Below are 25,930 nucleotides of genomic sequence, written 5' to 3' on the forward strand. Positions count from 1 at the left end.
CCAGCGGCGGGACGGGGTTGGTAAGAGAGTGAAATGTGAAGGCGTTGTTGCGCGTCCAAATGGCGCGTGGCGGGCTAAGTCGGGTAATTGATTCGCTTTTTTCATGCGAATCATGCGAGAGGCGCTTGACCTTCCGGCAGAATGGCGGAATCAGGACGATTCGAAACGTTAACCCGCACCCGCGTCGACGGGAAATAGGCGATGTGAGGTACTGGTCCACTGGACAGGCAGGCTGCCTGCCACAGATATCAGGGTTAATCTGGACTTAACGATAGATGCAGTTACTGGCCCGGTGAAGCGCGTTTCATAAGCGAGCGCATCCGATTTGACTGGTCCGACAGCTTACGCGGCTTAGATGTCCGGCCGCTAGGAGAAGATAAAGACTATGGCGACAAAGGAAAAGGAAGAGGTCGAAACCGAACGCGAAGGCGCCACCGATGGGCCTTTGCTCGACCTTTCCGATGATGCTGTCAAGAAGATGATCAAGGCCGCCAAGAAGCGCGGCTATGTCACCATGGACGAGCTGAACTCGGTGCTGCCCTCCGAGGAAGTGACCTCGGAGCAGATCGAGGACACGATGGCGATGCTGTCCGACATGGGCATCAACGTGGTCGAGGACGACGAGCAGGGCGAGGAGCCGGAGGCCGGCGATACCGCTGCCGACGCCGAGGAAGACGCCAACGAGCTGGCCGAGCAGACCGGCACCGCCGTTGCCGCCACCACCACCAAGAAAGAGCCGACCGACCGCACCGACGACCCGGTGCGCATGTATCTGCGCGAGATGGGCTCGGTCGAGCTTCTGTCGCGCGAGGGCGAAATCGCCATTGCCAAGCGCATCGAGGCCGGCCGCGAGACGATGATCGCGGGTCTGTGCGAAAGCCCGCTGACCTTCCAGGCCATCATCATCTGGCGCGACGAGCTCAACGAATCCAAGATCCTGCTGCGCGAGATCATCGATCTCGAAGCCACCTATGCCGGTCCCGAGGCCAAGCAGGCGCCGGTGGTCGAGCGCATCGAGGAAGCCAAGGTCGAGGAAAAGCCGCGCCGTTCGCGCGACGAGGAAGAAGACGTCACCAATGTCGGCGCCGACACGCGCGGGCTGGTCGATGACGACGAGGAAGACGAGGACGAGGCCAGCCTGTCGCTGGCGGCGATGGAAGCGGAACTGCGCCCGCAGGTGATGGAGACGCTCGACGTCATCGCCGACACCTACAAGAAGCTGCGCAAGCTGCAGGACCAGCAGGTCGAGAACCGGCTGGCCGCGGCCGGCACGCTGTCGCCCAGCCAGGACCGCCGGCTGAAGGAGCTGAAGGACCAGCTGATCAAGGCGGTGAAGTCGCTGTCGCTCAACACGGCGCGCATCGAGGCGCTGGTCGAGCAGCTCTACGACATCAACAAGCGCCTGGTGCAGAACGAGGGCAAGCTGCTCAGGCTAGCCGAAAGCTACGGCGTGCGCCGCGAGGAGTTCCTGAAGGAATATCAGGGCTCGGAGCTCGACCCGAACTGGACGCGCGCGATCGGCAACCTGACCTCGCGCGGCTGGAAGGAATTCACCAAGAACGAGAAGGACGCCATCCGCGACCTGCGTGCCGAGATCCAGCATCTGGCCACCGAAACGGCGATCTCGATCCTGGAATTCCGCAAGATCGTCAACCAGGTGCAGAAGGGCGAGCGCGAAGCCGCGATCGCCAAGAAGGAAATGGTCGAGGCCAATCTGCGCCTCGTCATCTCCATCGCCAAGAAATACACCAATCGCGGCCTGCAGTTCCTCGACCTGATCCAGGAAGGCAATATCGGCCTGATGAAGGCGGTCGACAAATTCGAATACCGCCGCGGCTACAAGTTCTCGACCTACGCGACATGGTGGATCCGGCAGGCGATCACGCGTTCGATCGCCGACCAGGCGCGCACGATCCGCATTCCGGTGCACATGATCGAGACGATCAACAAGATCGTGCGCACCTCGCGCCAGATGCTGCACGAGATCGGCCGCGAGCCGACACCGGAAGAGCTGGCCGAAAAGCTCGCCATGCCGCTCGAAAAAGTGCGCAAGGTGCTGAAGATCGCCAAGGAGCCGATCTCGCTCGAAACGCCTGTCGGCGACGAGGAGGATTCGCATCTGGGCGATTTCATCGAGGACAAGATGGCGATCCTGCCGATCGACGCAGCGATCCAGGCCAATCTGCGCGAGACCACGACGCGCGTGCTGGCCTCGCTGACGCCGCGCGAGGAGCGCGTTCTGCGCATGCGCTTCGGCATCGGCATGAACACCGACCATACGCTGGAAGAAGTCGGCCAGCAGTTCTCGGTCACCCGCGAGCGCATCCGCCAGATCGAGGCCAAGGCGCTGCGCAAGCTCAAGCATCCGAGCCGGAGCCGCAAGCTGCGGAGCTTCCTGGATAGCTGAGTTGGGATTTGTCTGTTGCGAAGAGTTGAGGGCGCCGATTGGCGCCCTTTTTCGTTTCAAGTGGTTCATCAAGGAAACGCCGGACCGCTCTATAATTCAGGGGCGGAGGGCGTTTCACACTTGTCCTCGAATTGCTCCTACAACGGCATGTTCAGCCGCGCCCCCTTGACGATGATGCCGCCTCGATTGCCGATCTCTATCGAGCCATAGCGTTGCCTGAAGCACTCAGGCAGCGGACGGTCGCCCGGGACCGACAGCCACAGGCGCAGCATATGGCGTCGTTTGTCCTGGTCTGGCCAATCCCGAAAGCCCATGCGGTCATGAAGCAGCGAGTGATTGTAGACAAACTGCATGTCGCCGGGCCGCAGCCGCATCGACAGGTTTAGCTTCGGGTCGTTGGCAAGGCTGTCGAAGAGATCCAGCGCTTCGACATGGGCGGCGCTCAACCGCATCGCATCCGGGAATCGCTGCGCGCTGTCGACGTATTGGCGCTGATAGATTCCGGTCAGCAATCCCGCATGCCAGTTGAGGATCGGGATTTCGAAATAGGGCTTTTCCCCTTCCGGTATCTCGCCGCGCCGGTCGGTCGCAATCGGATCAAACAGCAGGCGGACCAGATCGGGTCGCCTTTTGCGCATCGCGTTGTAGATCGTCACAGTGCTTACCAGCAAAGATTCGCCGCCTTGCATGGCATCGCGCAGGCAGAGCAATCCGACGACATCGGCCGAGTCTGTGTGAAATGTCTGGCGTTCCGAGGTCTGGTATATGCGTGTCGTGGCGTCCTTGGCGTCGGCGCCGATGTCGCGGACATGGCCGAGGATTTGGCCCTGGGCATTCTGGGATCGTGCGCTTCCCAGATGCGCGCCAATCCCGCAGAAGATCGTTGCCGCCATTTGCGCGGAGTATCTCTCCACCGGGAGACCGCGAAGCACCTCGAACCCAATGCCTACGATCAGTTTTTCGCGAAGGGCGGCAAGATGACCGGCAAGCCGGGGCAGCGGAAAATCGGCCTTTGTCAGGTTACCGATGTCCTGCGAACCAGCGAGAAAGCCGGTTGCCGCCAATTCCAGTTCCGCGACGTCCCGCGCATCCAGTTCGATCAGCCAATGCTGGGGATGCCTCGCCATCTCCTCGCCGGTCCATGCAGCAGGACTTTCGATCGATTCCGGCGGCAGATCGATGGTCTCGCGCATGAAGCTCTCCGGCAGCTGGATCGGTTTCGGACGTCGGCCGGGGATTTTCGCCAGATCGACGGCCACGACGGAGATTGCCGCAACCAGGCGGGTTTTTGAACCGACTTTCGCTGGTCGGCACCGACTGTCTTACGGTCGCTTTGCCGCAGCCTTCAAGGCGCTTGGCGCGAGGCTCGCCTTCACCCGGCAATAGGGCGCCGGCGCGGTAGTCCTTGCAGGACGTTCGCCGCGGGAGGATAGTTTCGCATCGGATGCATTTTCTGGGCGACAAACCCGGATGCCCGCCCCGGCGAAGCCGCCGTGCTCCGTGGCCCGGAGGGAGGTGTGCATGACAAGCTACATCGTGCTGATGAACTGGACGGAACAGGGCGCCAGAAATGTGCGCGATTCACCGAAACGACTCGACGCCGCCAGGAAACAGCTGGGAGACATGGGCGGATCGTTCAAGGCGTTCTATCTGACCATGGGTGAATACGACATGGTGGCGGTGCTCGAAGCGCCCGACGACGCGGTGCTGGCTCGATTCTCGCTGATGCTGGCGGCGAGTGGCAACATCAGGACGCGGACGCTGAAAGCCTTCCCCGAATTCGCCTACCGCGAGATCATCACCTCGCTCGGATAGAGCCCTGAAAAGCGGGATGGACAGTTTGACGATCAGGCGCAGTGTTGACGGCGCCTGATCGTTCAGCCGACGCGCTTCAAGTCTCTGTTTCATGCATATCGTTGTCCCAAAACCGCTGCGCGGTTTGGGCGACATGCACTAGAATGCGGCCATGTCCGAACCGAATTCACATGCGCATCTGTGGCCCGGCGTGCCGCTTGCTCTTGGCTCAGCCATCCTGTTCGGCGCGGCGCCGCCGCTCTGCAAGCTGCTGCTCGACAGCGTCAACCCCTTCATACTGGCTGGCCTGCTCTATCTCGGCGCCGGTGCCGGGCTGGCCTTGTATCGCTTGCTTCGAGGCAATCAGGCTGCGGCCGGCGAGGCGCAGCTGACCGCTGGGGATATTCCCTGGCTGGCCCTGGCAATCGGCATGGGTGGTATCGTTGCGCCGGTGCTGCTGATGTTCGGCCTCAGCCTCAACACCGCGTCCAGTTCCGCGCTGCTGCTCAACCTCGAAGGGTTGGCGACGATGGCGATCGCCTGGCTCGTCTACCGTGAGAATGTCGACCGGCGCCTGCTCCTGGGCGCCTTCTCCATCCTTGCCGGTGCCGTTCTGCTGTCGTGGCAAGGTCAAGGCGTCACCTTCAACCTTGGCGCCGTGCTGGTCGCCGCGGCGTGCCTGGCATGGGGGCTGGACAACAATTTCACACGCAGGATCTCGGCCACCGACCCGGTGATGATCGCCATGCTCAAAGGGCTGGTGGCGGGTGTCGTCAATGTCGGGCTGGCGCTTGCCGGCGGGACTTCGTTTCCCCCGATGTCAATCGTCGCTGTCACCGCGGCCGTCGGCTTCCTTGCCATCGGGGTCAGCCTGGTGATGTTCATCGTGGCGCTGCGCCATCTCGGCACTGCACGGACAGGGGCCTATTACTCGCTCGCCCCCTTTATCGGCGCGCTGCTGGCAATCGCCATCCTGGGTGACGCCGTCACGCTCAGGCTGGCGGTCGCCGGGCTTCTGATGGGCGTCGGCCCCTGGCTGCATCTGTCGGAACGCCATGAGCACGAGCACGAGCACGAGGAAATGGAGCACGAACACAGCCATGTGCATGACGAGCACCACCAGCACGATCATGACGGACCGGTGAGCGAGCCGCATTCGCACTGGCACCGGCATGCGCCCATGCGTCACCGGCACCCGCACTATCCCGACCTGCACCACAGGCATGGCCACGGCTGAGCATGATCCTAAAAAACAGGTGTGGGTTTTTGGAAGCATCATGCCCGAACAACGAACCAAGCCTTTGCTGACCGTCTGGTACAACACGCGTTGCCCGGTTTGCGATGCCGGCATCAGCCGGCAGAAGCGGCGGCTGATCGAAGCGGTCAAGGCCGGGCGGATCGAGTTTCGCGACATCAACCTTGAACCGGCAGCACTTGCCGGATCTGGCGCGTCGCTCGAGGATATCCGTCGCCGGCTGCACGCCACCGACGCGGACGGCCGGCTGCTGGTCGGCGCCGATGTCGCGATTGCCGTGTGGCTGATAACGCCGGGCGAGGGCTGGTTGGCTACGGTGTTCGGCAATCCGGTTGTCTTGCCGCTGACGCGTTTTGCCTATGATCGTTTCGCCGACCTGCTCTACGCCTGGAACCGGCGCAAGGGCCGCTGGTAGCGGTTCGTCATCGGTGACCGGGGCGAATGGAGGTCCGGAAAACATTGGCGGACCTCCATTCGCCGTGCCTTATCGGCCGGCCGGCTCGCAGAGCGCGCCGACGATGCGGCGCACCACCGGCAGCACCAGCAGCAACGTCGGAAACGCTACCAGCCAGGACAGGCCCCATGCGGTCATCCAGATGGACGGCAGGTTGGGGTGGAAACCAAGGCTTTTCAGCGTCGAGATAAGCGAGACGATGAAGGTCATCAACAGCGACAGCACCAGCGGGCTGAGGATGGCAGCATAGCGCGCAGGCAGCTTCCTGCGCCGATTTCTTGCAGTCATTTTGGGAGGTTCCCTGAAGTGTCCGGTCGCTCGCATTTGGCATCCATTCGCCGGTGACCGGCGCAATTGCCCGGAAAGACCGGGGTTGGATGCGTTGCTTGACGTCAGACGCTTACGGAGCAGCCGAGCCGCCCGTGGGCCTTCTAGCGGCACGTTTCGGCGAAATCAAGCCTCTGACGCGGCAGTCAGATACATCGTAAGATATATCTTGACTCCAGCATCTGGTACGCCTAACTAAGATATATCGTAAGATAGAACTCAAGGAGCAATCAATGCACAGACATCATCATTCTGGCGAGCACCCGTTGCGCGCTTTCATGCACATGGCCGGCAAGCTCGGCGGCCGTGGCGGCGGTTTCGGTCCATTCGGCCATGGCGGTCGTGGCGGCGGACGCGGTGGCCCCGGCGACATGTTCCGCGCCGGGCGCATGCTGGCCGACGGCGACCTCAAGCTGATCACGCTGTCGCTGCTGGCCGAGGCGCCGCGCCATGGCTACGACATCATCAAGGCCCTCGAAGAGCGCACCAGCGGCATCTACAGCCCGAGCCCGGGCGTGGTCTACCCGACGCTGACCTTCCTGGAAGAGGCCGGCTATGCCGCCTCCGCCGCCGACGGCAACAAGAAGGTGTTTTCGATCACCGAAGCCGGACAGGCGCATCTCAACGACAACCGCGAGATGATCGACGGGGTGCTCGAGCATCTCGAGCGCTTCGGCCGCAAGATGGCCAAGGCGCGCGACTGGTTCGGCTGGAACGACGAGAGCGAAGAGGGCGGACGTCGTGGCGGCCGCTCGGAAGCGCGTGACGAGTTCCGCGCCGTGCGGCACCGGCTGCGCGCGGCCCTCGGCGACTTCGTCGATGCCCCGGCCGACAAGCAGGCCGAAGCGATCGCCATTCTCGAAGGCGCCGCCGAGGCGCTGGAGGCACTGTCGCGCAGCTGAGGCCGTCTAATCCAGCACAGACAAAAAAGCCCGGGAGACCCGGGCTTTTTCATCTCCAGGCGTGCTGGATCATTCCTTACCGACATACTCGCTGATCAGCTTCTCGTTGCGGGCCTTCTCGATCTTGGCGGTCATCTCGGCCGACAGGCGCTCGTCGGTGCGGTACTTGACCAGGTTCACCAGGCTGCCGGTGAGCAGCAGGATGCCCATGGCCCAATAGCCCTTGGTCGACAGGTCGACCGGCGCCAGCCACAGCGACAAGCCGAGCATGAAATAGGCGGCACCGACCGAAATGGTGTTGAACATGATGTAGGTCTGGTTGGCGTTCATTGAAGTTCTCCGTTGGTTTGACGAAACGTGGCTTTGATGGATTTGGGTTGATGGAAATCAGGTCTGGAAATGCGTTTTCAGTTGATGGTCTTCAGGCGCTCGAGCACGTCCTTGGCGCGCACTCTCACCGCTGGGCCATGCCCGGCGTCGGCGAGGCGGTCGCGGATAGCCTCATGCCGCAGCTCGCCATCGATCTCGTCGAGGATGCCGGCCTCCTCGAATGGGTCGCTGCCTGCCTTGATGCGGGCCAAAAGGTCTTCGGCCTCGTTGAGACTTGCCGACTGACCGATCGACCTGACGAGGCGTGACTGCGCCTTGCGCTCGGCATCGATGGCGCGGGCCGAGATCATGCCCTGGTTGAGGTCGATGATCCGGCGATGCGCCCGCTCCACCGAAACGCGCATCCGCAATGTCTTCTCGCCAAGGCTATGCACGGTGGCGCGGCGGACCTCGCGTTCGTTCTCCAGCTCGGCAACGGCTGCCGCGCCACTTTCGGCAAGCGCGTCGTTGCCCGCGGCCAGCGCGCTGATTGTGCGTCTTTCCAGATCGGCGTGTCGGCGATCGAGCTGGTCGAGATTGGCCTGTTCGGCACGCTGACGGACAATCAATGAGGCAAGCGTCTGCTTGGCGGCGGTGAGACCCGTCTCGGCGTCGCGGATCCGCTGCGCCAGAAGGTCGATGGCGAAGCGGTCCTTGAGGCCGTCCTCGGCCCGCGCACTGGCGCCGTCGAGCAATGTTCTGATCAGGCTAAGCATTTTCTTCTCCCTTCGTTCCAAGTGGTTGAACAGTGTTCACGAACCCAACATAACAGGAAATGAACATTGTTCAAGAGGTTTTTGAACGCTGTTCACGAATTCCAGGATATGGTAAACAAAGGAAAGAACGAGGCTGTGAGAGCGTGGCGCGTCACAGTGGACGCGCAGGCAAGAAGGATCGATATGGCACTGGACAAGGAAGAGATGAGCGAGCGGGTGCTCGCCATTGCCGAGACGCTGATCAACGACGGCGGCATGGATAATCTGAAGGCGAGGACCATCGCCGAGCAGGCGGGTATCTCGGTCGGGTCGGTCTACAATCTGTTCGCCGATCTCGATGAGGTGCACCGTGCCGTCAACATGCGGCTGCTCGACCGGCTGGGCGTAGCGGGTGCGGCGGCGATGGCCGATCTCGGTCGGCGCGGAGTGACGGATGTTCGCCAACGCCTGCTGGCGCTCGCCGGCGCCTATGTGCGCTTCGTGGAAGTGCATCCCGGCAGCTGGCCGGCGCTGCTCGCCTTCAACCGCCGGCGCGCCGTGCGCACCGAGCCGGATGCCTATGAAGCGCGCCTCGACCAGCTGTTCGAGATCATTGCCGGCGTGCTTGCCGGCGGCGACTTCGACCTTGACGATGAGACGCGCCGGATCGCTGCCCGGACCCTTTGGTCAAGCGTGCATGGCATCGTCACCAGCGGCTATGCGGCCAAATCGGTCCGCCGGCAGGCGGACGAGATCGGCCAGCAGATCGACCTGCTGGTCGACGTCTTCATCAGGGGGCTGGAACGCGGCGGCACATTCGCGCATGCTGGGACAACAACGCCGTGAATCGCGAACAGGGCAGGCCGCGATTTGCAAGGCGAACAGGGAGATTTGAGCGATGTCTTTTCTAAAACGTCTTTTCGGCGGCGGTGGCGGTGCTGAGGCTGGTGAACCAAAAAGTGCCGCGCCAGCCAAGCAGGTTGAGCACAAGGGTTTCCTGATCAGCGCCACGCCTTACAAGGCCGAGGGCCAGTACCAGACCTGCGGCATCGTCTCCAAGGAGATCGATGGCGTCATCAAGGAGCACAAATTCATCCGCGCCGACCGCTTCGCCGGGCTCGACGACGCCGTCGACATCTCGATCAAGAAGGGCATCCAGCTGGTCGACGAGCAGGGCGAGCGGATATTCGGGTAGCTCCGCTTCAACGCTTGACCATCTGCTTAGCCTACGCGGGACTGCTTTTGGCGACCTTGCTCAGCTCCTGTTCCAGATCCACCAGCTCCTTGCCGCCGGCCATCAGATTGAGCAGCTGATCGCGATCGATTTCGCTTTTCGCGTAGGTGCCCGTGCATCTGCCCCGCTTCAACAGGGTAAAGCGGTCGCCGACCACATAAGCGTGATGAACGTTGTGGGAAATGAAGATGACGCCGATGCCGCGCGCCTTGGACTGGACGATGAGCTTCAGGACCACGGACGCCTGATGCACCCCCAGCGCCGATGTCGGCTCGTCCAGGATCAGCACCTTGGCGCCGAAATAAACGGCGCGGGCGATGGCCAGGCACTGCCGTTCCCCGCCCGAAAGCGTGCCGACGGGCTGTTCCGGATCGCGCAGCTGGATGCCCATCGCCGACAATTCGTCATACGCGGTGCGGTTGGCGAACTCGGCGTCAAACTGGCTGATCGGGCCGAACTTGCGCATCGGCTCGCGCCCGAGAAAGAAGTTTCGCGCCACGCTCATCAGCGGCACCAGAGCCAGGTCCTGGTAGACCGTTGCGATGCCGCTGTTGCGCGTATCGGCCGGCGACGCAAATCGTGTCGGCTTGCCCTGGACGCGGATCTCACCCTCGTCGGGCGCGTAGACGCCGGACAGCGTCTTGATCAGCGTCGACTTGCCCGCACCATTGTCGCCGAGCAGGCAATGGACCTCGCCGGGGCATACGTCGAAGGACACATCCTTCAGGGCAACGACCGACCCGAAATACTTGCTGACCGACTTCAGTTCGACATAGGGCTCGGTCATCACCGGCTCCTCATGGCGCGGTTGCGCACATAGCTGTTGAACAGCACCGCGATGACCATCATGGCGCCCATGAACAGCTTGAACCAGTCCGTGTCTATGCCGGTGTAGAAGATGCCCATCTGCACCACGCCGAAGATCAACGCGCCGAACATGGCGCCGATTGCCGATCCGTAGCCGCCGGTGAGCAGCGTGCCGCCGATGACGACGGCAATGATGGCCTCGAACTCCTTCTGGGTGCCGCGCAACGTGTCGGCCGAGCCGGTGACCAGGACCTGGATCGCCGCAAAAAGCGCGGCCGCCATGGCCGTCATGACGAACAGCGTGATCTTGGTGCGCGCCACCGGCACACCGAGATTGCGCGCGGCATTGGCTTCACCACCGGCGGCGAAGATCCAGTTGCCGAAGCGGCTACGCGTCAGCAACCAGGTGCAGAGCAGGGTCAGTACGATCCACCAGACGATCGACACTGGAATGCCGGAGATCGACGGCAAGCCGTCGGCCCGCTTGCCGACCAGGCCGATGTCCGAAAGCCACGCGATGAGGCCGGAAAACACCTGTCCCGAAAACAGGCTGTTGAGAGGATCGTGCAACGCCAGTTCATGCACGCCCGACACCTGGGTTCGCCCGGATATGCCGCGCGTCAGGCCGAGCGTCAGGCCGCGCAGCATGAACAGGCTTCCGAGCGTGACGATGAAGGAGGGCAGTCCGGTCCTGACAACGGCAAGCCCGTTGAGCGCGCCGATACCGCCGCAAACAGCGAAGGAAAACAGCAGTGAAAGCCAGATCGGCCAGCCCCAGAACACGGAGGGGATGGCGATCAGGATTCCGGCAAAGCCAATCATCGAGCCAACCGACAGGTCGAACTCGCCGGCGATCATCAACAGGGCCACGGGTGCGGCGAGAATGCCAAGCTGGGCCGAGACCTCGAGGAAATTGATGATCCCCTTGGCACTGAAAAGTCCCGTATTTCCCGCCGTGATGGCGAAGAACACAAAGACCAGAACGGTCCCGGCCGCCGCACCGAGTTCCGGCCTGCTCAGCAGACGGCTCAGGCGGGAGACGGACCGGACCCGCTCGTCGCGAATCTCTGCAGCCATGGATGCGTTACCTTCATCGGTGAAAGCGGCCGGGCCGAGGCCCGGCCGCGAGCAGTCAACGCTTCCCCAGTTTTGCCAGGTCGATGACCGAGGCGGCAGTGTCCTTGGTGACGAAACCGGGACCGGTCGGATAGTCGGAGATCGGCATGATCTTGTACTTCTTCCAAAGGTCGAACATCGCGACCGGGATATAGCCCATGGCATATTGCTGGGCGTCGATGCCCCACTCCATCTTGCCGTCAACAACGGCCTGCAGGATCGTGGGAGACAGATCGAACGTGCCGGTTTTCACCTTGCCCCCGAGGCCCATTTCATCGAGCGCGGCCAGTGTCGGTTCGGCACCGCTGGCGCCGACAGCGAGAATAAACTGCGTATCGGCATGGGCGGTCATGTAGGCGATCATGCGGTTCTTCATTTCCGTCGGGTCGATGACGCCATTCATCACCGGAACGTCGACGCCCAGGCCCTTGGCAAAGCCCGCGCAGCGATCGTCAAGGCTGGAATTGCCCACCTCGTGGTTGGCGCAGACCGCCTTGGTGAGGCCGAGCGCCTTGATGCGCTCGCCGGCCATGACGCCGGCCTGAAATTCGTCCTGTCCCATGAACAGCAGGCCGCCAAGATCATGGGTCAGCTTCGAGCCGCCGGAATCGATGACGATGACCGGGATGCCGGCAGCAATGGCATTCTTGACCGGAGTTGAAAGGGCCGCGGCGTCAGGGATCGAAACAACCATCCCATCTGGCTTCGAGGCTGCAATGGCGTCGATCATCTGCGCCATCTTGGCCATGTCGAAGGTTTCCGGCGCCAGATATTCGGCCTTGACGCCCAGAGTCTTGGCCGCGTCGTCCATGCCGTTCTTCACCACCGACCAGTAGGGGTCGCCGCTCTGGCCATGGGTTACAAACACCACGTGCGTCTCGTCGGCGGCCGCAAGGCTGGTGGCCGCCGCCATCATTGTGACGCCGGCCAGCAGGCCGAGCGCAGGCTTTATCAATTTCGCAAGTGAAAACATAACAACCTCCTGTTTGTTTTCCGCCGCCGCAGTTACGGTCGGCAGTCCAGTTGCCCCTTCAAGGTGTGTTGTTATTACCTGACCTCGATCTTCGCACACCTTTGTCCAGTTTCATTCATCAGCACTGGTTCCCCAGAGGCCGCATGGCGGCCCCGATCATTCCATGATGGTAAATCCGGCTTCGCTGGCCATGCGCGACAGGTTCTGGAATCCCATTGTCGCAAAGGTCAGCGGGTTGGCCTTGCTGGGATCCTGCTCGGCCTCGACGACCAGCCAGCCGCTGTAGCCGTTGTCGGCAAGCACGCGCAAAATGGCCGGATAGTCGATGAACCCGTCGCCGGGAACGGTGAATATCCCTTCCATGACCGCGCCCATGAAACTCATGTCTTGCGCGCGGGCACGATCAAGGACGGCTTTGCGCGCGTCCTTGCAATGCACATGCACGACGCGTTTGACGTGCGCCTTGATCAAAGCCAGCGGGTCGCCGCCCGAAAATATCGAATGGCCGGTGTCGTAGAGCAGGCCAACCGCCTCGCCGGTGTGCCGCATCAGCAGGCCCACCTCGGCATCGGTCTCGACGATGGTCCCCATATGGTGGTGAAAGGCCATGCGCACGCCGAAATCCGCCATCCGCTCGGCCAGCGCGGTCAGCTTGCGGCCGTAGGCCGGCCACTCCTGCGGGCTCTGCGCCGGGCGCTGCGAGATCGGCCCCCAGATGGCGTTATGGCGCCCGCGCGAGGTGTCGGCATAGACGACATGGGTCGAGCCCATATCCTTCAACAGTTGGAGATGCGGCATGATCGCATCCATTTCCGCGCTGACATCCTTCTCGTCGCAGCGGCCATCATACCAGCCGGAAATCACGGCGAGGCCATAGCGTTCCATGATCAGCTTCAGGTCAGCCGACCGGCGCGGAAACTTGCCGCCAAGTTCAGTGCCGGAATAGCCGGCCTGTCTGGTTTCGCTAAGACAGACCTCAAGCGGCGTGTCGCCGCCGAGTTCGGGCACGTCATCGTTGCTCCAGGTGATCGGATTGATGCCGATGCGAACCGTCACGGGCGAACTCCTGGCTGCTTGAGTTGGGCAAGGTGATGCCGGGTGAGCCCGGCCAGCAGCGTCATGTCGCGACGGGCGTGCTCGGCGGTGTTGCGCACCGGCGTGCCTTCGACGATCGCCGACCAGAAACCTTTCAACTCCTCGACAAACGCCTCTTCGTAGCCGCTGCGGATGTCGCGGCTGGACAGGGTGTGGCCGTCGCTCGTGCGGACGGTCAGCCGCGTCGCCTGGTGGTTGAGGTAGGGCGAGGGAAATTCCAGTTCGAGCGAGGCGTGGTCGAAGTAGAGGGTTATGCGCTCGCGGTAGTCGGCGAGCCCAGGTACGGCCAGATGAACCATGTTCCACAGCGCCTGGCCGCCGAGCAGCCGCACGGCACCCTGGCCGCCTTCGCCCCTGGCAAAAAGCGAGGCGCCGACAATGTCACCCTCCGCGATCCCCAGCGCATCGAGCAAGCCGTGGACCGCGTTCACGTCGTGCACGATCGCCGAACAATAGGCGCCGACAAAGCCGCGAAAGGCGTTGGGATCGTCCAAACCGGACACCGCGCGGTCCACCTGCTCGCGCTGCCTGGCTTCGGTCGAGGCAACCAACCCCGCCGCCACGTCGTCGCCCCGGCATGTGGAGTGATGCCGCACGAACGGCCACGCGTCGGGATCATTGACCTCGACCGAGATGTAGCGAAGCGTCCGCGCCGTGCCTGGCAGCATTTTCAGCGCCGCCTCGTAGCTCGGATCGAAACGCTTCATGTAGCCGACCTGAAGCACCTTGCCGGCGCGATCCCTGGCGGCGATCAAGTCGTCGATATCCTCGGCGCTATAGCTAAGCGGCTTTTCACAGAAGATGTGCAGCCCCCTGGCGAAGGCGGCGAGAGCCTGTTCCCAGTGCAAGGCATCGGGCGAGGCTATGACCACAGCGTCAAGCGGCATGGCAAGAAGCTGGTCTAGATCGGCGAATGTCGTAAGTCCGAATTCCTCTCCAACAAAGGCGCGGACTTTGCGCGAAGGATCATAGACGCCGAGGATCTCGAACTGCCGGTGCAATCTGAGCAGATTCGGAATGTGCTCGACCTGGGCGACGCCACCCGCACCGATCACTCCCACCTTTATGCACTGCATCGGTCAGCCCCATCTGAACCCGAACGCATTTTTCTTGAGCCTAGGACTGCTTTGGTTCCATTGTTAGAACCAGATTGCATTGATTTTTCGGAACCAGGATGAAGACCAGTTTTCCGATCGACGGCATCGCACTGGATCGCGGCAGTTCCGCCAACCTGCACCGGCAGCTCTATGCCCAGTTGCGCAGCCTGATCGAACGGCGCTTGCTGCCGAGCGGCCACGCGCTGCCCTCGACACGGGTCATGGCACGGGATCTGCAGGTGGGCCGCAACACGGTGATTGCCGCTTGCGACCAGCTGGCGCTGGAAGGTTATCTGGCCATCCGGCCACGCAGGCCCTCGCTGGTCATGGATCTGCCGACCCGTTCGACCGCGGCGGAGCATGTGTCGGCCGAGGACGAGAACCCGATATCTCTGCGCGGGCAGACCATGCTCGCCCAGCCATATCATCACGGCCGGCCCGGCATGCTTGCCTTTCATCCCGGCATGCCGGACCCGGATAATTTCCCGTTCAACACCTGGTCGAAACTGCTCAGCCGCCGGGCAAAATTCGCGCATATCGACCTTTTCGGGACCTATCACGTCAAAGGCTATCCACCGCTTTGCGAGGCGATAGCCCGCTATCTCACCGCTTCGCGGGGCGTTCGGTGCACCGCCGAGCAGATCGTCGTGACCAACGGTGCCCAGTCGGCGTTCGATCTCCTGGCCCGCCTGCTGATCGATGAAGGCGACACGGTGTGGATGGAGGAGCCAGGATATTACGGAGCGGGTTCGGCTTTCGTCTCGGCGAGGGCGAAACTGGCACCGCTGCGCGTGGGCAATGCTGGCTGGAACCTCGATCCGCCTCCCGTCATTCCGCGCATGATTTTCGTGACGCCCTCCTGCCATCACCCGCTGGGCATAACCATGCCGATGGAACAGCGGCTCAATCTCCTGCACATGGCCGAGACCTGGCGTTCATGGATCATCGAGGACGACTACGACGGCGAATACCGTTTTCAAGGGCAGCCAATTCCGGCGCTGCAGGGCATCGGTGCATCAAACCGGGTGGTCTATGTCGGAACCTTCGCGAAGATCCTGTTTCCGGCCATGCGCCTCGGCTTTCTGGTGGCGCCCAAGGCAATAGACCATACAATCGTCTCGGCGCTGAGCGTGACCGGCCAGTTCGCCCCATTGCTTGCCCAGGCTGCGCTGGCGGACTTCATGAACGAGGGCCACTTTACCCGCCATCTCCGGCGCATGCGGCGTCTCTATGCGGAAAGGCGCCAGTTCTTCCTGGAAAGCGCTCAAAGGCATATAGGAGAATGGCTGGATTTCCATGCCACCGAATCCGGCATTCAGGTTGTCGGCATTTTCCGCGAGAAATGTAACGACGCGGCCATTGCCGAGGCGTTGCTCCAGCAAGGGATCAACGTCTCGGCTCTATCGATCCAGTATCGTCACGGCACAAAACAGAACGGTCTTGTCATGGGCTTTGCGGCTGCCGATGCGCAGACAACCGAAAAGACCATGCAAAAATTTAGGGCCGTGCTGAAAGCCCATTTCTCACGAACAAACAATCTCACGTAACCCCGAGATTACGCGGTCTGCAGTTCCCGGCGCGGCAGTGGCGGGAAGGCGATGGCGATGCCGACCGCGCCGAGCCCGATGATGGCGGAGCCGATGAACAGCCAGGAATAGTTGGCAAGGCATCGAACACCATGCCGCCGGCCAACGGTCCGAGCGCCATGCCGAGGCTGGACAGCATGGTTGCAGCGCCGAACACGGTGCCGAGGATGCGCTGGCCGAAATATTCTCGCGCCAGCACCGCATAGAGCGGCATGACGCCGCCATAGGTGGCGCCGAAGATGACGGCGAGCATATAGAACTGCCCGAGCTGGCTGATGCTGAGATAGGCGGCAATGACGATCGCCTGGATCGCCAGGCCGGCGATCAGCACCGGCTTGACGCCCAACCGGTCGGCAAGCACGCCGTAGAGAAGCCGGCCGCCCAGGCCAGCAAGGCCCTCGACGCTGTAGATCGAGACCGCCGCCATCGGCGCCACGCCGCACAGCATGGCATAGCTCACCATGTGGAAGATTGGCCCGGAATGCGCGGCACAGCAGGCAAAGAAGGTCAGCCCCAGCACGATGAACTGCGGCGAGCGCAGCGCCTGGCCAACCGTCAGGCCGGCGCCCTCGGCAACCGGCGCGGAACCGATATCGGCCACGGCCGGCTTCGGCGGCTGACGGACCAGCAGCACGGCCGGCAACAGCAGCACCCATGCGGTGATGCCGATGTCGAACATGGCGGTGCGCCAGTCATAGGCCGAGATCAGCCAGCGGGCGAAGGGTGAGATCGTCATTGGAGCGACGCCCATGCCGGCCGAGACCAGCGAAACCGCAAGGCTGCGGTTGGTGTCGAACCAGCCTGATGTCAGCGCGATCATCGGCGCGAAAAAGGCACTGGCCGCGAGGCCGACCAGCACGCCATAGGTGACCTGGAAGGTCAGCAGCGAGCCGGTGCGGCTGGCCAACACCAGCGCCAGCCCGAGCAGCACCGCGCCGATCATCACGACGATGCGGGCGCCAAAACGGTCGGACAGGGCGCCCCAGGCGAAGCCGCCGAGGCCCATCACCAGGAAGTTGAGCGTCATGGCGCTCGAAATGCCGGCGCGCGACCAGCCGGTGTCGATCGCCATCGGCTCGAGGAAGATCGCCAGCGAAAACATCGTGCCGATGGCGACACAGGACATCAGCGCGCCAGCCGCGACGATGACCCAACGATAGGAAAGGTTCATGTTTTTCTCCCATGCCAGAGGGCAGCGCTACGCGCTGCTTGCATCCCGAAGGACGCTGACGCAGAGGCCGATCCTACAATCCGGTTGCATTTTTTATCCAGTTTGACGTGACGGTGTTTTCCCGTCGGCCGGGCCGCATTCCGCCGGCGCTATTCATGATCGGTGTGGCATCGGCTGACTTGCTGCGGTATTGATGGGCGATCTTTCTTCAGGGCGGTCGGACAAGGCCAAGACATCCGTTTCATGATCTTGGTCTTCAAGCTGCTCAGCACGCCGCTCCTTATCCTCTGTCTCACATTGCTGAGCCGGCGTTTCGGGCCGGCGGTGGGCGGGCTGCTGATGGGGATTCCATTGGTGACCGGCCCCGTATCGGTCTTCACTGCATTGGAAAATGGTGCGGCGTTCGCTCAGCACGCGGCAGTGGGCAATCTGGTGGGCCAGGTGTCAACGTGCATCTTCTGCTTCGTCTATGCCCGCGCCGCCAGGCGCTTCAACTGCTGGGTCAGCATGATCACCGGAGTCGGCGCCTTCTTTCTCGCCACTTTTATCTGGAACCTGTCCGCCTGGACATTCGCGCAGGCTATTGGGCTGCTTCTGGTGACGTTGTTCTTCCTGTCCTTCCTCACCAAACCGGTGAATATGGAAGCACTGGCCAGGATAGCGCCCAGATGGGACCTTCCCGCCCGGATGGCCGTTTCGACTGGCTTCGTCTTTCTGATCACCCTATCGACCAGATACCTTGGGCCGGAGCTCAGTGGGCTTGTGGCACCGTTTCCCGTATTCGTTCTTGTCCTGGCGATGTTCACCCATCATCAGCGGCCGAGCGCCCGCCGCCGCTAATCTGTTGCGTGGCGTTATCGTCGGGTCGTTCTCTTTCGCGGCCTTCTTCACGGTCGTGGCTTTGGCGCTGTCCGACCACTGGCTGCCTTTTGCTTATGTCTTCGCTACGCTGTCGAGCATGGCAACCACCAGTGCGATCTATTTCTGCACAAGGGCCACTCCGTCTGTCGGGGCCACTCCATTGATTGGCTCGCTTGGCCCGAAAATCTCACGCCAGGATGGTTCACCCTGAAGCAGAAAGGCGGGCGCCGAAGCGTCTGGCTTTTCAATTTGGATGACGGGCGTTGTCCCAAAGCCGCTTCACACCCCGAGTCGAGCCCGAAGGATATGCTTTGAGCGGCATGCGTCAGATCGGCAGTTCCGACGTGTATTTGATCGTCTGGCTGGGAACGTCGGTCTTGACGTTCTGCACGCCCTTGATGCGGCTCAGATGCTCGGACTGGAAGCGGCGGTAGTCATCGATGCCGGCCGCCACCACGCGCACCATGGCATCGCAATCGCCGAGCATCAGGTAGCATTCCATCACCTGCGGAAGCTTGGCCACTTCAGTGGCGAAATGCTCGATCGTGTCCTCGTCCTGCGCTTTCAGCCAGATGCGGGTGAAGAAGGTCAGGCCCTTGCCGATACTGGCCGGGTTGAGCACGGCGACATAACGGTCGATGACGCCGGCTTCCTCCAGCAGCTTCACGCGCCGCAAGCAAGGCGATGGCGACAGCCCGACTTCGTTGGCCAGATCGTTGTTGGCCATGCGGCCATCACGCTGCAGCGCCCGCAGGATCCGCTTGTCGATCTCGTCCAGCTTCATGGCTATGGATTCCATTCGTTTGGCAATTTGCGGCAGTCAATGCCAAAATTCGATGAAGTACAACAATCTTCGCAACCAAATTGCGAGACGTTATCAGTATGGTTGCTGCCGACATCACGTGATTTCAAACGCAACCGAAAGCGGCGGCCGCGAGGCCAGCCCGTGGAAAACCATGAGCATTTCACAGGCAGTCGAGACGGCAGGCGATGGTTCGAGGTCCGAGTTCCGCCGTGGCGTGGCGTCGTGCGCGCCGGTGCTGTTCGGCACCATCCCCTATGCGCTGGTGCTTGGCGCCCAGGCCACCCAGAAAGGTTTGAGCGTTGTCGAACTGTCGGCCATGACAGGGCTGAATTTTGCTGGCGGCTCGGAATTCGCTGCGATCCAGCTGTGGACGTCGCCGCCGCACATCGTGCTCATCGTCGCCATCACCTTCCTGGTCAACAGCCGGCATCTGCTGATGGGGGCGGCACTGGCGCCGTTCCTGCGCCACCTGCCGCGGCGCAAGATGTTTCCTGCGCTGTTCTTCCTATGCGACGAAAGCTGGGCGCTGGGCCTTGCCGATGCCAGACAGCGTGCCGCGGCCGGTGTCACGCCGGCTTTCAGCCCGCGCTATTATATGGGCGCGGCGCTGGCGATGTATCTCACCTGGGTGGTCTTCACCACGACGGGCGCCTTGCTCGGCCCGATGCTGGGCCATGTCGAGACCTATGGTTTCGACATGGCTTTCCCGGCCGTTTTCCTGGTGTTGATGCGCGGCATGTGGAAGGGCGTGGCCGCCGCGCGGCCCTGGCTGGTCAGCCTGGTCGTCGCGGCATTGGTCTACCTCTTTGCTCCCGGCGCCTGGTATGTCGCCGCGGGCGCTGTGTCAGGGCTGGTCTCGGCCTGGTTCCTCTGGAGAGAAACATGATCGACGCGGCGACCCTGCTTACCATCGTGCTGATGGCCGGTGTCACCTATCTGACCCGGATCGGCGGCTATGTGGTGCTGCGCAACCGCACGCTCAGCGCCCGCGCGACGGCGGTGATGGAAGCAGCACCCGGCTGCGTGCTGATCTCGGTGATCGCGCCGGCCTTCGTGTCGAGGAACCCGGCCGACCTTCTGGCGCTGGCCATTACCTTTGTCGCTGCAACGCGGCTTTCGATGTTGCCGACTGTGTTGGTAGGGGTCGCTTCGGCGGGCCTTTTGAGACACCTCATCGGCTAGAACGAAAAAGGCAGGCGAGGGCGCCTGCCTTTTCGATGCGGATGACGATCAGTGCTTTACGCGGCTGCCGCAACATCCCTGCTGGCCGCCACCACGGCATCGACCTTGGCGGTCGCCTTGGCGAGCGCAGCGGTGACCGCATCAGGACCCATGCCGACGCCTTCGATGCGGATGACGTCGACATCGGTCATGCCGATGAAGCCGAGCACGCTGCGCAGGTAGGGAATGGCGTGGTCCATCTGCACGGCGGCACCTTCGGAGTAGATGCCGCCCGAGGCCAGCACGATATAGACCTTCTTGCCGGTGACGAGGCCCTTGGGGCCGTTCTCGCCATAGGCAAAGCTCTTGCCGGAGCGGGCGACGTGATCGACCCATGACTTCAACGTCGAGGAGATGTTGAAGTTGATGAAGCCGGTGGCGAGGATCACCGTGTCGGCGGCGAAAAGCTCGTCGAGCACGACGTCGGAAACGCCGACCACTTCAGCCTGGCGCGGGGTGCGCGCTTCGGCCGGTGTGTAGATGCCGGTCGAATAGTCGGCATCGATATGCGGCAGCGGGTTGGCGACGAGGTCGCGCAAGACCAGCGTGTTCGACGGGTCGGCAGCGACAAGCTTTTCAGCGAATTCCGTGGCGATGCGGGTCGAGTGCGAAGCAGCGCCGCGCGGGCTCGATGTGACGAGAAGGATGGACATGTTGGCTCTCCAGGGTTGGAATAATTTGTCCCGGTTGATATGGGGCCATCGACCCATTTGAGAAACTGGTATATTTTCTATACAATCCATCCATAAAGTGGATATGGCCATGCAGCCCAACCCGACGCTCGACCAACTGCAAATCTTCTTGTCTGTCGCCGAAACCGGCAGTTTCTCGGCCGCCGGCCGCAAGCTCAACCGAGCGCAATCGGTCATCAGCTATGGCATCGCCAACCTAGAGGCGCAGCTTGGGCTGAAACTGTTCGAGCGCGAGGGCACGCGCGAGCCGCAGCTGACCGAGATCGGCCGGGCGATGCTGGAAGATGCACGGCGCATGGTCGGCGTCCTGCAGCGGATCCGCTCGCGTGCCGATGGCCACCATCAGGGACTGGAGGCCGAAGTCGCGCTGTCGGTCGATGCTGCGCTGCCTTCGCCAGTGCTGGTTCGGGTGCTGAAGGCATTCGAGGCGCAGTTTCCGACCGTGATGCTGCGCCTGCATATCGGCTCGCTTGGGTTAATCCCGGATCACGTCGTCAATGGACAGGCCGATCTCGGCATTGGCGGCCTGCTGGGCGAGGTCGATGATGTGCATCTTGTGCGCATCGGCTTCATGTCGATCGTGCTGGCTGCTGCGCCCAGCCACCCGCTGGCGCTGCTGCCGAAGCCGGTGGCGATCGAGGATGCGCGCGAACACATCCAGCTTGTCGTCACCGACCAGTCCGAACGCACGAAGGGACGCGACTTCGGTGTCTTCGCCTACCGAACCTGGCGGCTTACGGATATGCGCACCAAGCATATGCTCATGCGCGAGGGGCTGGGCTGGGGCGGGCTGCCGCGCTGGCTGATCGCTGACGATCTGGCCAGTGGCCGGCTGGTGGAAATCGACCTCGAGCCTTTCAGGGAGGTGAACTCGCCACTGTTTGCCATGCATCGCAGCGACAGCAGCCCGAAGCCGGCGGCGGCCTGGCTGATCGAGCAGTTCAAGCGCCAGCTCGGCTGCTTCAACGAGTTCGAGCCGGCCGAGGTGCCGGATGAGGAGCCGGAGACAATCCATCGATCAGCGCCATGAGAACGGCGCGGTAATCCTCGGCTGACGCGCCGGCCTCGATGGCCAGCGCCGCGCGGTCGAAGGCGGAAGCAAGCAGCGCGGTCAGCGCCTCGACCGGCAATCTCGTCATTGCCTGCGCCCGCATTGCCGCGACCAGCCCCTCGCGCAGCGAGCGGTTGCCATGGCGGTCGTCGATCGCGTCCATGGCGGCGCGGCCAAGCACGGCCGGACCATCGAGCAGCAACAGCCGCGTGCGGCCGGGCGCGCGCATGGCGGCGAGATAGGCATCCGACCCGGCAATCAGCGCGTCGCGGGCAAACAACGAGGGCGGCGAGGCGCGCTCGATCTCTTCGGCGACAGCTGCCGCCTCCTGCTCGACCACGGCGGCAAACAGCGCCTGCTTGTCGGCAAAATGGTGATAGAGCGCGCCGCGCGTGACGCCAGCGGCGGCGACGATCTCGGGCGTCCCGGTCTCGGCATAGGATTTTTCGGTGAACAGTTTGCGCGCCGCGGCGATCAGGTCGGCGCGCGTCGCCTCGGTGCGGTCGCGGTTGGAACGGCGCGCGGATTCCTGTTGCATACATACAGCCTGTATGTTATTTCGATTTACATGCAGACTGTATGTTGTTTGACGGGGGAAGGAAAGATGAAGACTACGAGCTATTACCCGGTGCTGATGACAGGCGATGTTGCCAGCACAAAAGCCTTCTATATCAAGCATTTCGGCTTCAAGCCGCTGTTTGAGAGCGACTGGTACGTGCATTTGCAATCGGCCGAGGATCGCCGCGTCAATCTCGGCATCGTCCATGGCGATCATGAAACGATTCCCGAAGAGGGGCGGGGTCGCACGTCCGGCCTGCTGATCAATTTCGAGGTCAGGAACCCAGATGCTGTCTACGAACGGATCACCGCCGCCGGCCTACCGATCTTGTGCAGCCTGCGCGACGAGCCCTTTGGCCAGCGCCATTTCATCACCAAGGACCCCAATGGCGTGTTGATCGACGTGATCAAGCCGATCCCGCCGAGCCCGGAGTTTCAGGCGCAATTTACCGAGGGTGCCTGAATCTGGCAGCAACTGTCGGCAAAGATGTCTGGCGGCTCCGGCTGCGTGACCTGGCGGGCATTCGCGGTCTATGGTGGGCTTGGCAAACCCAGGCTCTTCCATGCGTGAAATCTGCCTTATCCGCGCCCCGTCCAACCTTGGTCTTCGTCCGCTGCGGCCCGGCCATGTGCCGGGGACATGGCGGGCGCCGCAGGCGCTGAGCGAGGCCAGCCTGGTCGAGGTGGTTGCGCCCGCCAAGGTGGTCGATCTCGAACGGCCCGCCTACGGCACCGAACCGCAGCCGGGCACCCGACTGCGCAATGGCCCTGCGATCCGCCGGTTTAATCTGGAGCTTGCCGAGTTTGTCGCCGGCGCGATCGGACGGGGCGAATTTCCACTGGTCGTCGGCGGCGATTGTTCGATCCTGCTTGGCGCGCTGGCGGCCGCACGGCGGTCCGGTCCACTGGCCCTGGTGCATGTCGACGGTCACAGCGATTTCCGTCATCCCGGCAACTACGATGCCGATGCCGCGCTCGGCTCGGCCGCCGGCATGGATCTCGCGCTCGCCACCGGGCGCGGCGAACCGCTGCTGACCGAGTGGCCAGGCATTGCCGGGCCGTTGGTGGCCGACGAACGGGTGATCCAGATCGGCGAACGGGAGAGCCGTGATGCCGACTTCGCCTGGCCGGACATCACCTCCACCGCCATGACGCTGATCGACGTCTTTGCCGCGCGCGAGCTTGGCGTGGCGAGGGTGTTGGGAAAGACCCGGGCAACGCTGGCGCAGTCTTCCTACTGGCTGCATCTCGACATTGACGTGCTCGACCAGGCGGTGATGCCGGCGGTGGATTCGCCCGGCAGTCCCGGCATCGATCCCGACGATCTCGTCGCTATCCTGTCCGCACTGGTTGCCGGTCCTGCCTGCATCGGCATGGACATGACGATCTTCGATCCCGACCTCGACCCGACCGGCGAACTGGCGGCGTTATTGGTGTCGCTGCTTGGGCGGATGCTCGAGCAGCGAGACCTCAGCTACGCGCCACCGGCGTCACACTTACCTGGCTGACGCCGGTGCGGCGCACGACGGTGCACAGCGTGTCGTGGCCGATTCGCTCGGCGTCGAGCAGGCGCACCAAATCGTCGACGCCGGTGACCGGGCGGCCGTCGATGGCGGCGATGATGTCGCCTTCCTTCAGGCCGGCCTTGGCCGCCGGGCCATTCTTCTCGACGCTACGCAGGCGCACCGCCGTGCTGGTCGAGACTTGCGACAGGAGGGCTGCGCGGCATGGCAGGTTCGTCGTGTCGGCGGAAACACCGATGAAGGCGCGGCGCACGCGGCCGAAGCGGATGATCTCCGAAATGACGAAGTTGGCGGTGTTGGAGGCGACCGCGAAGGCGATGCCTTGCGCGCCGTGGATCATGGCGGTGTTGACGCCGATGACCTCGCCGGCCGACGACACCAGCGGCCCGCCGGAATTGCCGGGATTGAGCGCTGCGTCGGTCTGGATGACGTCGTCGATCAGGCGACCGGTGGAGGCGCGCATCGAGCGGCCGAGTGCCGAGACGACGCCCGAAGTGACGGTCCATTCGAAGCCGAGCGGATTGCCGATGGCAATGGCGATCTGGCCGCGCCGCAGCCGCTTGGAATCGCCAAGGGGGGCGACATCGGCAAAGCTGCCGTCGGCGCGCACCAGCGCGATGTCGGTGTCGGGATCGCGGCCAAGTACGCGGCCGTCGCGGGAGGCGCCGTCCGGCATCGAGACGCGCACCGTCTTCGCATCGCCGACGACATGGAAATTGGTGACGACCAGCCCGTCCGGCGCGATGACGAAGCCGGAACCATGGCCGCCCTGACCGCCAATGCGCTCGATGCGGCAGACAGCGGGGCCGATGCGGTCGACGGCGTCGGCAACTGTCGTCGAATAGGCATCGAGCAGCGTGTCGTCGGATTGGAATTTGGCGGCGGCGAGGGCCATGGGCGGGCTCCGTGTTTTCAGTCGTAACGATGACTATATGTGCGGAGCGGGTGGAACCACCGCGACCTGACCAGATGGCCAGTCAAACCAGCAACTAGCCGTCAGGCGAGTACCTTCAAGCGCGCTGCCGAGCGATATCTGGGCTATGCAAGAAACCCAGGAGACCACTATGAGCGATTTCAATCTCAGCGCATTTTCCCAGGCCATTGCCGATCTCGCCGCCAAGGCGGCGCCGGCAACGGCGAGTTTCGCCACGCATCATCATCGCACGGCAAGCGCCTTCCATTGGCGCGACGGCTATTTTGTCACCGCCGAGGAAGCCGTCGAGGCTGGCGAGGAGATCGAGCTGACGCTGGCGTCGGGCGAGACGGTGAAGGCTGAACTGGTCGGCCGCGATCCTTCCACCGGCGTCGCCCTGCTGAAGCCGGCCAATGCGGCCACGACGCCTTCGCTTGCCAAGGCCGATGCGGTGCGGCCCGGCAACATCGCCATCGCCATCGGCAACAGCCAGGGATCGGCGCTGGTCGTGTCGGGCTCGGTCGGCGAGGTCGGCCCGGCTTGGCGCTCGATGCGTGGTGGCACCATCGACCAGCGCATCAATCTTGCCGTCGGTGCCGGCGGCCGTTTCGAGGGCGGCCCGGTGCTCGACGCCGAGGGCGCGCTGATCGGCATGCTGTTGTTCGGGCCGCGCCACCGGGCGCTGGTCATGCCGTACGAGACGATCGAGCGGGCGGTTGCGACCTTGCGCGAGAAGGGCCATGTCGCGCGCGGCTATCTCGGCGCCGGCCTGCATCCGGTGCGCGACCGCGACGCGCATGGCGCGATGGTGATGAGCCTCGACGACGAAGGCCCGGCCAAGGCCGCCGGTCTTTCGCTGGGTGACATCATCGTTGCGTGGAACGGCGAGGCCGTGCATGGCCCACGCGACCTGATCCGCAGGCTCGGACCGGACAGCGCCGGCGCTTCGGTGACGCTCGGCGTCGTGCGCGGCGGCGAACAGCGCGACGTCGTGCTGACCATCGGCGAAAAGCCGCTTTCCTGA

The 25,930-nt window shown here is 63.1% G+C and carries 28 protein-coding genes and 1 pseudogene; 15 read left to right on the forward strand and 14 right to left on the reverse strand.

Translation table 11 applies throughout. The features are described 5' to 3' along the window. The first annotated feature begins 385 nt into the window (after positions 1-385). Positions 386-2,407 (forward strand): RNA polymerase sigma factor RpoD, encoded by a 2,022-nt coding sequence (gene rpoD, locus AC1D10_RS08350; protein WP_379100570.1) that lies wholly within the window; start codon positions 386-388, stop codon positions 2,405-2,407. 137 nt (positions 2,408-2,544) lie between these two features. Here rpoD and AC1D10_RS08355 read toward each other — a convergent pair whose 3' ends face one another. Then, positions 2,545-3,600 (reverse strand): TauD/TfdA family dioxygenase, encoded by a 1,056-nt coding sequence (locus AC1D10_RS08355; RefSeq protein WP_477270493.1) that lies wholly within the window; start codon positions 3,598-3,600, stop codon positions 2,545-2,547. Positions 3,601-3,928: 328 nt separating this feature from the next. Between AC1D10_RS08355 and AC1D10_RS08360 the strand changes: the two genes are divergently transcribed. From AC1D10_RS08360 to AC1D10_RS08370, 3 genes are all read left to right on the forward strand, one after another. Further along, complete coding sequence (locus tag AC1D10_RS08360; RefSeq protein ID WP_111543731.1) at positions 3,929-4,222, forward strand: GYD domain-containing protein; 294 nt, start codon at positions 3,929-3,931, stop codon at positions 4,220-4,222. 151 nt (positions 4,223-4,373) lie between these two features. Continuing rightward, a complete protein-coding gene (locus tag AC1D10_RS08365; protein WP_477270495.1) occupies positions 4,374-5,438 on the forward strand; it encodes a DMT family transporter in 1,065 nt (354 codons plus the stop codon). A 40-nt stretch (positions 5,439-5,478) separates the two neighbouring features. Further along, positions 5,479-5,871 (forward strand): thiol-disulfide oxidoreductase DCC family protein, encoded by a 393-nt coding sequence (locus tag AC1D10_RS08370; protein WP_477270497.1) that lies wholly within the window; start codon positions 5,479-5,481, stop codon positions 5,869-5,871. 69 nt (positions 5,872-5,940) lie between these two features. Here the strand turns inward: AC1D10_RS08370 and AC1D10_RS08375 are convergent, their stop codons facing one another. Beyond that, entirely contained in the window at positions 5,941-6,198 is a 258-nt protein-coding gene (locus AC1D10_RS08375; protein WP_477270499.1) for a DUF2798 domain-containing protein, read from the reverse strand. A 272-nt stretch (positions 6,199-6,470) separates the two neighbouring features. Between AC1D10_RS08375 and AC1D10_RS08380 the strand changes: the two genes are divergently transcribed. After that, a complete protein-coding gene (locus AC1D10_RS08380; protein ID WP_477270501.1) occupies positions 6,471-7,139 on the forward strand; it encodes a PadR family transcriptional regulator in 669 nt (222 codons plus the stop codon). A gap of 69 nt (positions 7,140-7,208) precedes the next feature. Here AC1D10_RS08380 and AC1D10_RS08385 read toward each other — a convergent pair whose 3' ends face one another. Then, a complete protein-coding gene (locus tag AC1D10_RS08385; RefSeq protein WP_379100560.1) occupies positions 7,209-7,469 on the reverse strand; it encodes a YiaA/YiaB family inner membrane protein in 261 nt (86 codons plus the stop codon). A 77-nt stretch (positions 7,470-7,546) separates the two neighbouring features. After that, on the reverse strand, positions 7,547-8,224 hold the full coding sequence (locus tag AC1D10_RS08390; protein WP_477270504.1) for a PspA/IM30 family protein: 678 nt from the start codon (positions 8,222-8,224) through the stop codon (positions 7,547-7,549). A 183-nt stretch (positions 8,225-8,407) separates the two neighbouring features. Between AC1D10_RS08390 and AC1D10_RS08395 the strand changes: the two genes are divergently transcribed. Together AC1D10_RS08395 and AC1D10_RS08400 are read left to right on the forward strand one after the other, a co-directional pair. Then, positions 8,408-9,049: a TetR/AcrR family transcriptional regulator gene (locus AC1D10_RS08395; protein ID WP_477270506.1), complete on the forward strand. Its 642-nt coding sequence runs from the start codon at positions 8,408-8,410 to the stop codon at positions 9,047-9,049. A 52-nt stretch (positions 9,050-9,101) separates the two neighbouring features. Beyond that, on the forward strand, positions 9,102-9,398 hold the full coding sequence (locus AC1D10_RS08400) for an HlyU family transcriptional regulator (RefSeq protein ID WP_379100554.1): 297 nt from the start codon (positions 9,102-9,104) through the stop codon (positions 9,396-9,398). 31 nt (positions 9,399-9,429) lie between these two features. Here AC1D10_RS08400 and AC1D10_RS08405 read toward each other — a convergent pair whose 3' ends face one another. The 5 genes from AC1D10_RS08405 to AC1D10_RS08425 form a co-directional block, all read right to left on the reverse strand. Further along, positions 9,430-10,224, reverse strand: coding sequence for an ATP-binding cassette domain-containing protein (locus AC1D10_RS08405; RefSeq protein ID WP_477270508.1), 795 nt, complete (start codon positions 10,222-10,224; stop codon positions 9,430-9,432). After that, on the reverse strand, positions 10,224-11,321 hold the full coding sequence (locus AC1D10_RS08410; RefSeq protein WP_477270510.1) for an ABC transporter permease: 1,098 nt from the start codon (positions 11,319-11,321) through the stop codon (positions 10,224-10,226). Before AC1D10_RS08410 ends, AC1D10_RS08405 begins: the two co-directional genes overlap by 1 nt. A 55-nt stretch (positions 11,322-11,376) precedes the next feature. Then, a complete protein-coding gene (locus tag AC1D10_RS08415) occupies positions 11,377-12,333 on the reverse strand; it encodes a rhizopine catabolism ABC transporter substrate-binding protein (RefSeq protein WP_477270512.1) in 957 nt (318 codons plus the stop codon). Positions 12,334-12,489: 156 nt separating this feature from the next. Continuing rightward, positions 12,490-13,389 (reverse strand): myo-inosose-2 dehydratase, encoded by a 900-nt coding sequence (gene iolE / locus AC1D10_RS08420; protein ID WP_477270514.1) that lies wholly within the window; start codon positions 13,387-13,389, stop codon positions 12,490-12,492. Then, complete coding sequence (locus AC1D10_RS08425; protein ID WP_477270516.1) at positions 13,386-14,504, reverse strand: Gfo/Idh/MocA family protein; 1,119 nt, start codon at positions 14,502-14,504, stop codon at positions 13,386-13,388. Before AC1D10_RS08425 ends, iolE begins: the two co-directional genes overlap by 4 nt. Positions 14,505-14,602: 98 nt before the next feature. On the opposite strand from AC1D10_RS08425, the gene mocR reads away from it, so the two are divergent. After that, positions 14,603-16,072, forward strand: coding sequence for a rhizopine catabolism transcriptional regulator MocR (gene mocR, locus AC1D10_RS08430; protein WP_477270518.1), 1,470 nt, complete (start codon positions 14,603-14,605; stop codon positions 16,070-16,072). 8 nt (positions 16,073-16,080) lie between these two features. On the opposite strand, the pseudogene AC1D10_RS08435 reads toward mocR, so the two are convergent. Further along, a pseudogene (locus tag AC1D10_RS08435) lies at positions 16,081-17,282 on the reverse strand (MFS transporter). 243 nt (positions 17,283-17,525) lie between these two features. Here AC1D10_RS08435 and AC1D10_RS08440 point away from each other — a divergent pair. Beyond that, the gene (locus tag AC1D10_RS08440) at positions 17,526-18,122 is read left to right on the forward strand and encodes a hypothetical protein (protein ID WP_477270520.1); all 597 of its coding nucleotides are present in this window, start codon (positions 17,526-17,528) and stop codon (positions 18,120-18,122) included. Positions 18,123-18,468: 346 nt separating this feature from the next. On the opposite strand, the gene AC1D10_RS08445 is transcribed toward AC1D10_RS08440, so the two are convergent. Next, positions 18,469-18,927 (reverse strand): Lrp/AsnC family transcriptional regulator, encoded by a 459-nt coding sequence (locus AC1D10_RS08445; protein WP_378917654.1) that lies wholly within the window; start codon positions 18,925-18,927, stop codon positions 18,469-18,471. A 172-nt stretch (positions 18,928-19,099) separates the two neighbouring features. Between AC1D10_RS08445 and AC1D10_RS08450 the strand changes: the two genes are divergently transcribed. Both AC1D10_RS08450 and AC1D10_RS08455 read left to right on the forward strand, forming a co-directional pair. Continuing rightward, the gene (locus AC1D10_RS08450) at positions 19,100-19,834 is read left to right on the forward strand and encodes an AzlC family ABC transporter permease (protein WP_477270523.1); all 735 of its coding nucleotides are present in this window, start codon (positions 19,100-19,102) and stop codon (positions 19,832-19,834) included. Further along, entirely contained in the window at positions 19,831-20,130 is a 300-nt protein-coding gene (locus AC1D10_RS08455) for an AzlD family protein (RefSeq protein ID WP_477270525.1), read from the forward strand. The genes AC1D10_RS08450 and AC1D10_RS08455 overlap by 4 nt, the downstream gene beginning before the upstream one ends. Before the next feature lie 56 nt (positions 20,131-20,186). Here the strand turns inward: AC1D10_RS08455 and AC1D10_RS08460 are convergent, their stop codons facing one another. Then, entirely contained in the window at positions 20,187-20,822 is a 636-nt protein-coding gene (locus AC1D10_RS08460) for an FMN-dependent NADH-azoreductase (RefSeq protein ID WP_477270527.1), read from the reverse strand. Positions 20,823-20,931: 109 nt separating this feature from the next. On the opposite strand from AC1D10_RS08460, the gene AC1D10_RS08465 reads away from it, so the two are divergent. Then, positions 20,932-21,891, forward strand: a complete 960-nt coding sequence (locus AC1D10_RS08465; protein WP_477270529.1) for a LysR family transcriptional regulator — start codon at positions 20,932-20,934, stop codon at positions 21,889-21,891. On the opposite strand, the gene AC1D10_RS08470 is transcribed toward AC1D10_RS08465, so the two are convergent. Continuing rightward, positions 21,824-22,450 (reverse strand): TetR/AcrR family transcriptional regulator, encoded by a 627-nt coding sequence (locus tag AC1D10_RS08470; protein ID WP_477270531.1) that lies wholly within the window; start codon positions 22,448-22,450, stop codon positions 21,824-21,826. The genes AC1D10_RS08465 and AC1D10_RS08470 overlap by 68 nt on opposite strands. A gap of 66 nt (positions 22,451-22,516) precedes the next feature. Between AC1D10_RS08470 and AC1D10_RS08475 the strand changes: the two genes are divergently transcribed. Next, on the forward strand, positions 22,517-22,933 hold the full coding sequence (locus tag AC1D10_RS08475) for a VOC family protein (protein WP_477270533.1): 417 nt from the start codon (positions 22,517-22,519) through the stop codon (positions 22,931-22,933). A gap of 100 nt (positions 22,934-23,033) precedes the next feature. Next, complete coding sequence (locus tag AC1D10_RS08480; RefSeq protein ID WP_477270535.1) at positions 23,034-23,978, forward strand: arginase family protein; 945 nt, start codon at positions 23,034-23,036, stop codon at positions 23,976-23,978. Here AC1D10_RS08480 and AC1D10_RS08485 read toward each other — a convergent pair. Beyond that, positions 23,941-24,888, reverse strand: a complete 948-nt coding sequence (locus AC1D10_RS08485) for a S1C family serine protease (protein ID WP_477270537.1) — start codon at positions 24,886-24,888, stop codon at positions 23,941-23,943. The genes AC1D10_RS08480 and AC1D10_RS08485 overlap by 38 nt on opposite strands. Before the next feature lie 169 nt (positions 24,889-25,057). Here AC1D10_RS08485 and AC1D10_RS08490 point away from each other — a divergent pair, with 169 nt between their 5' ends. Continuing rightward, positions 25,058-25,930, forward strand: coding sequence for a S1C family serine protease (locus AC1D10_RS08490; RefSeq protein WP_477270539.1), 873 nt, complete (start codon positions 25,058-25,060; stop codon positions 25,928-25,930).

It is taken from the genome of Mesorhizobium sp. P2_A8 (genome assembly GCF_056404935.1).

Bases quoted from the DNA above. Each gene is read 5' to 3' on its own strand.
- AC1D10_RS08460 (WP_477270527.1), bottom strand. From the start codon at position 20,822: ATGTCCATCCTTCTCGTCACATCGAGCCCGCGCGGCGCTGCTTCGCAC.
- AC1D10_RS08355 (WP_477270493.1), bottom strand. From the start codon at position 3,600: ATGCGCGAGACCATCGATCTGCCGCCGGAATCGATCGAAAGTCCTGCT.
- AC1D10_RS08400 (WP_379100554.1), top strand. From the start codon at position 9,102: ATGTCTTTTCTAAAACGTCTTTTCGGCGGCGGTGGCGGTGCTGAGGCT.
- AC1D10_RS08385 (WP_379100560.1), bottom strand. From the start codon at position 7,469: ATGAACGCCAACCAGACCTACATCATGTTCAACACCATTTCGGTCGGT.
- rpoD (WP_379100570.1), top strand. From the start codon at position 386: ATGGCGACAAAGGAAAAGGAAGAGGTCGAAACCGAACGCGAAGGCGCC.
- AC1D10_RS08490 (WP_477270539.1), top strand. From the start codon at position 25,058: ATGAGCGATTTCAATCTCAGCGCATTTTCCCAGGCCATTGCCGATCTC.
- AC1D10_RS08365 (WP_477270495.1), top strand. From the start codon at position 4,374: ATGTCCGAACCGAATTCACATGCGCATCTGTGGCCCGGCGTGCCGCTT.
- mocR (WP_477270518.1), top strand. From the start codon at position 14,603: ATGAAGACCAGTTTTCCGATCGACGGCATCGCACTGGATCGCGGCAGT.
- AC1D10_RS08470 (WP_477270531.1), bottom strand. From the start codon at position 22,450: ATGCAACAGGAATCCGCGCGCCGTTCCAACCGCGACCGCACCGAGGCG.
- AC1D10_RS08440 (WP_477270520.1), top strand. From the start codon at position 17,526: ATGATCTTGGTCTTCAAGCTGCTCAGCACGCCGCTCCTTATCCTCTGT.
- AC1D10_RS08475 (WP_477270533.1), top strand. From the start codon at position 22,517: ATGAAGACTACGAGCTATTACCCGGTGCTGATGACAGGCGATGTTGCC.
- AC1D10_RS08480 (WP_477270535.1), top strand. From the start codon at position 23,034: ATGCGTGAAATCTGCCTTATCCGCGCCCCGTCCAACCTTGGTCTTCGT.
- AC1D10_RS08450 (WP_477270523.1), top strand. From the start codon at position 19,100: ATGAGCATTTCACAGGCAGTCGAGACGGCAGGCGATGGTTCGAGGTCC.
- AC1D10_RS08375 (WP_477270499.1), bottom strand. From the start codon at position 6,198: ATGACTGCAAGAAATCGGCGCAGGAAGCTGCCTGCGCGCTATGCTGCC.
- AC1D10_RS08445 (WP_378917654.1), bottom strand. From the start codon at position 18,927: ATGAAGCTGGACGAGATCGACAAGCGGATCCTGCGGGCGCTGCAGCGT.
- AC1D10_RS08410 (WP_477270510.1), bottom strand. From the start codon at position 11,321: ATGGCTGCAGAGATTCGCGACGAGCGGGTCCGGTCCGTCTCCCGCCTG.
- AC1D10_RS08485 (WP_477270537.1), bottom strand. From the start codon at position 24,888: ATGGCCCTCGCCGCCGCCAAATTCCAATCCGACGACACGCTGCTCGAT.
- AC1D10_RS08455 (WP_477270525.1), top strand. From the start codon at position 19,831: ATGATCGACGCGGCGACCCTGCTTACCATCGTGCTGATGGCCGGTGTC.
- AC1D10_RS08395 (WP_477270506.1), top strand. From the start codon at position 8,408: ATGGCACTGGACAAGGAAGAGATGAGCGAGCGGGTGCTCGCCATTGCC.
- AC1D10_RS08360 (WP_111543731.1), top strand. From the start codon at position 3,929: ATGACAAGCTACATCGTGCTGATGAACTGGACGGAACAGGGCGCCAGA.
- AC1D10_RS08380 (WP_477270501.1), top strand. From the start codon at position 6,471: ATGCACAGACATCATCATTCTGGCGAGCACCCGTTGCGCGCTTTCATG.
- AC1D10_RS08425 (WP_477270516.1), bottom strand. From the start codon at position 14,504: ATGCAGTGCATAAAGGTGGGAGTGATCGGTGCGGGTGGCGTCGCCCAG.
- AC1D10_RS08370 (WP_477270497.1), top strand. From the start codon at position 5,479: ATGCCCGAACAACGAACCAAGCCTTTGCTGACCGTCTGGTACAACACG.
- AC1D10_RS08390 (WP_477270504.1), bottom strand. From the start codon at position 8,224: ATGCTTAGCCTGATCAGAACATTGCTCGACGGCGCCAGTGCGCGGGCC.
- AC1D10_RS08465 (WP_477270529.1), top strand. From the start codon at position 20,932: ATGCAGCCCAACCCGACGCTCGACCAACTGCAAATCTTCTTGTCTGTC.
- AC1D10_RS08415 (WP_477270512.1), bottom strand. From the start codon at position 12,333: ATGTTTTCACTTGCGAAATTGATAAAGCCTGCGCTCGGCCTGCTGGCC.
- AC1D10_RS08405 (WP_477270508.1), bottom strand. From the start codon at position 10,224: ATGACCGAGCCCTATGTCGAACTGAAGTCGGTCAGCAAGTATTTCGGG.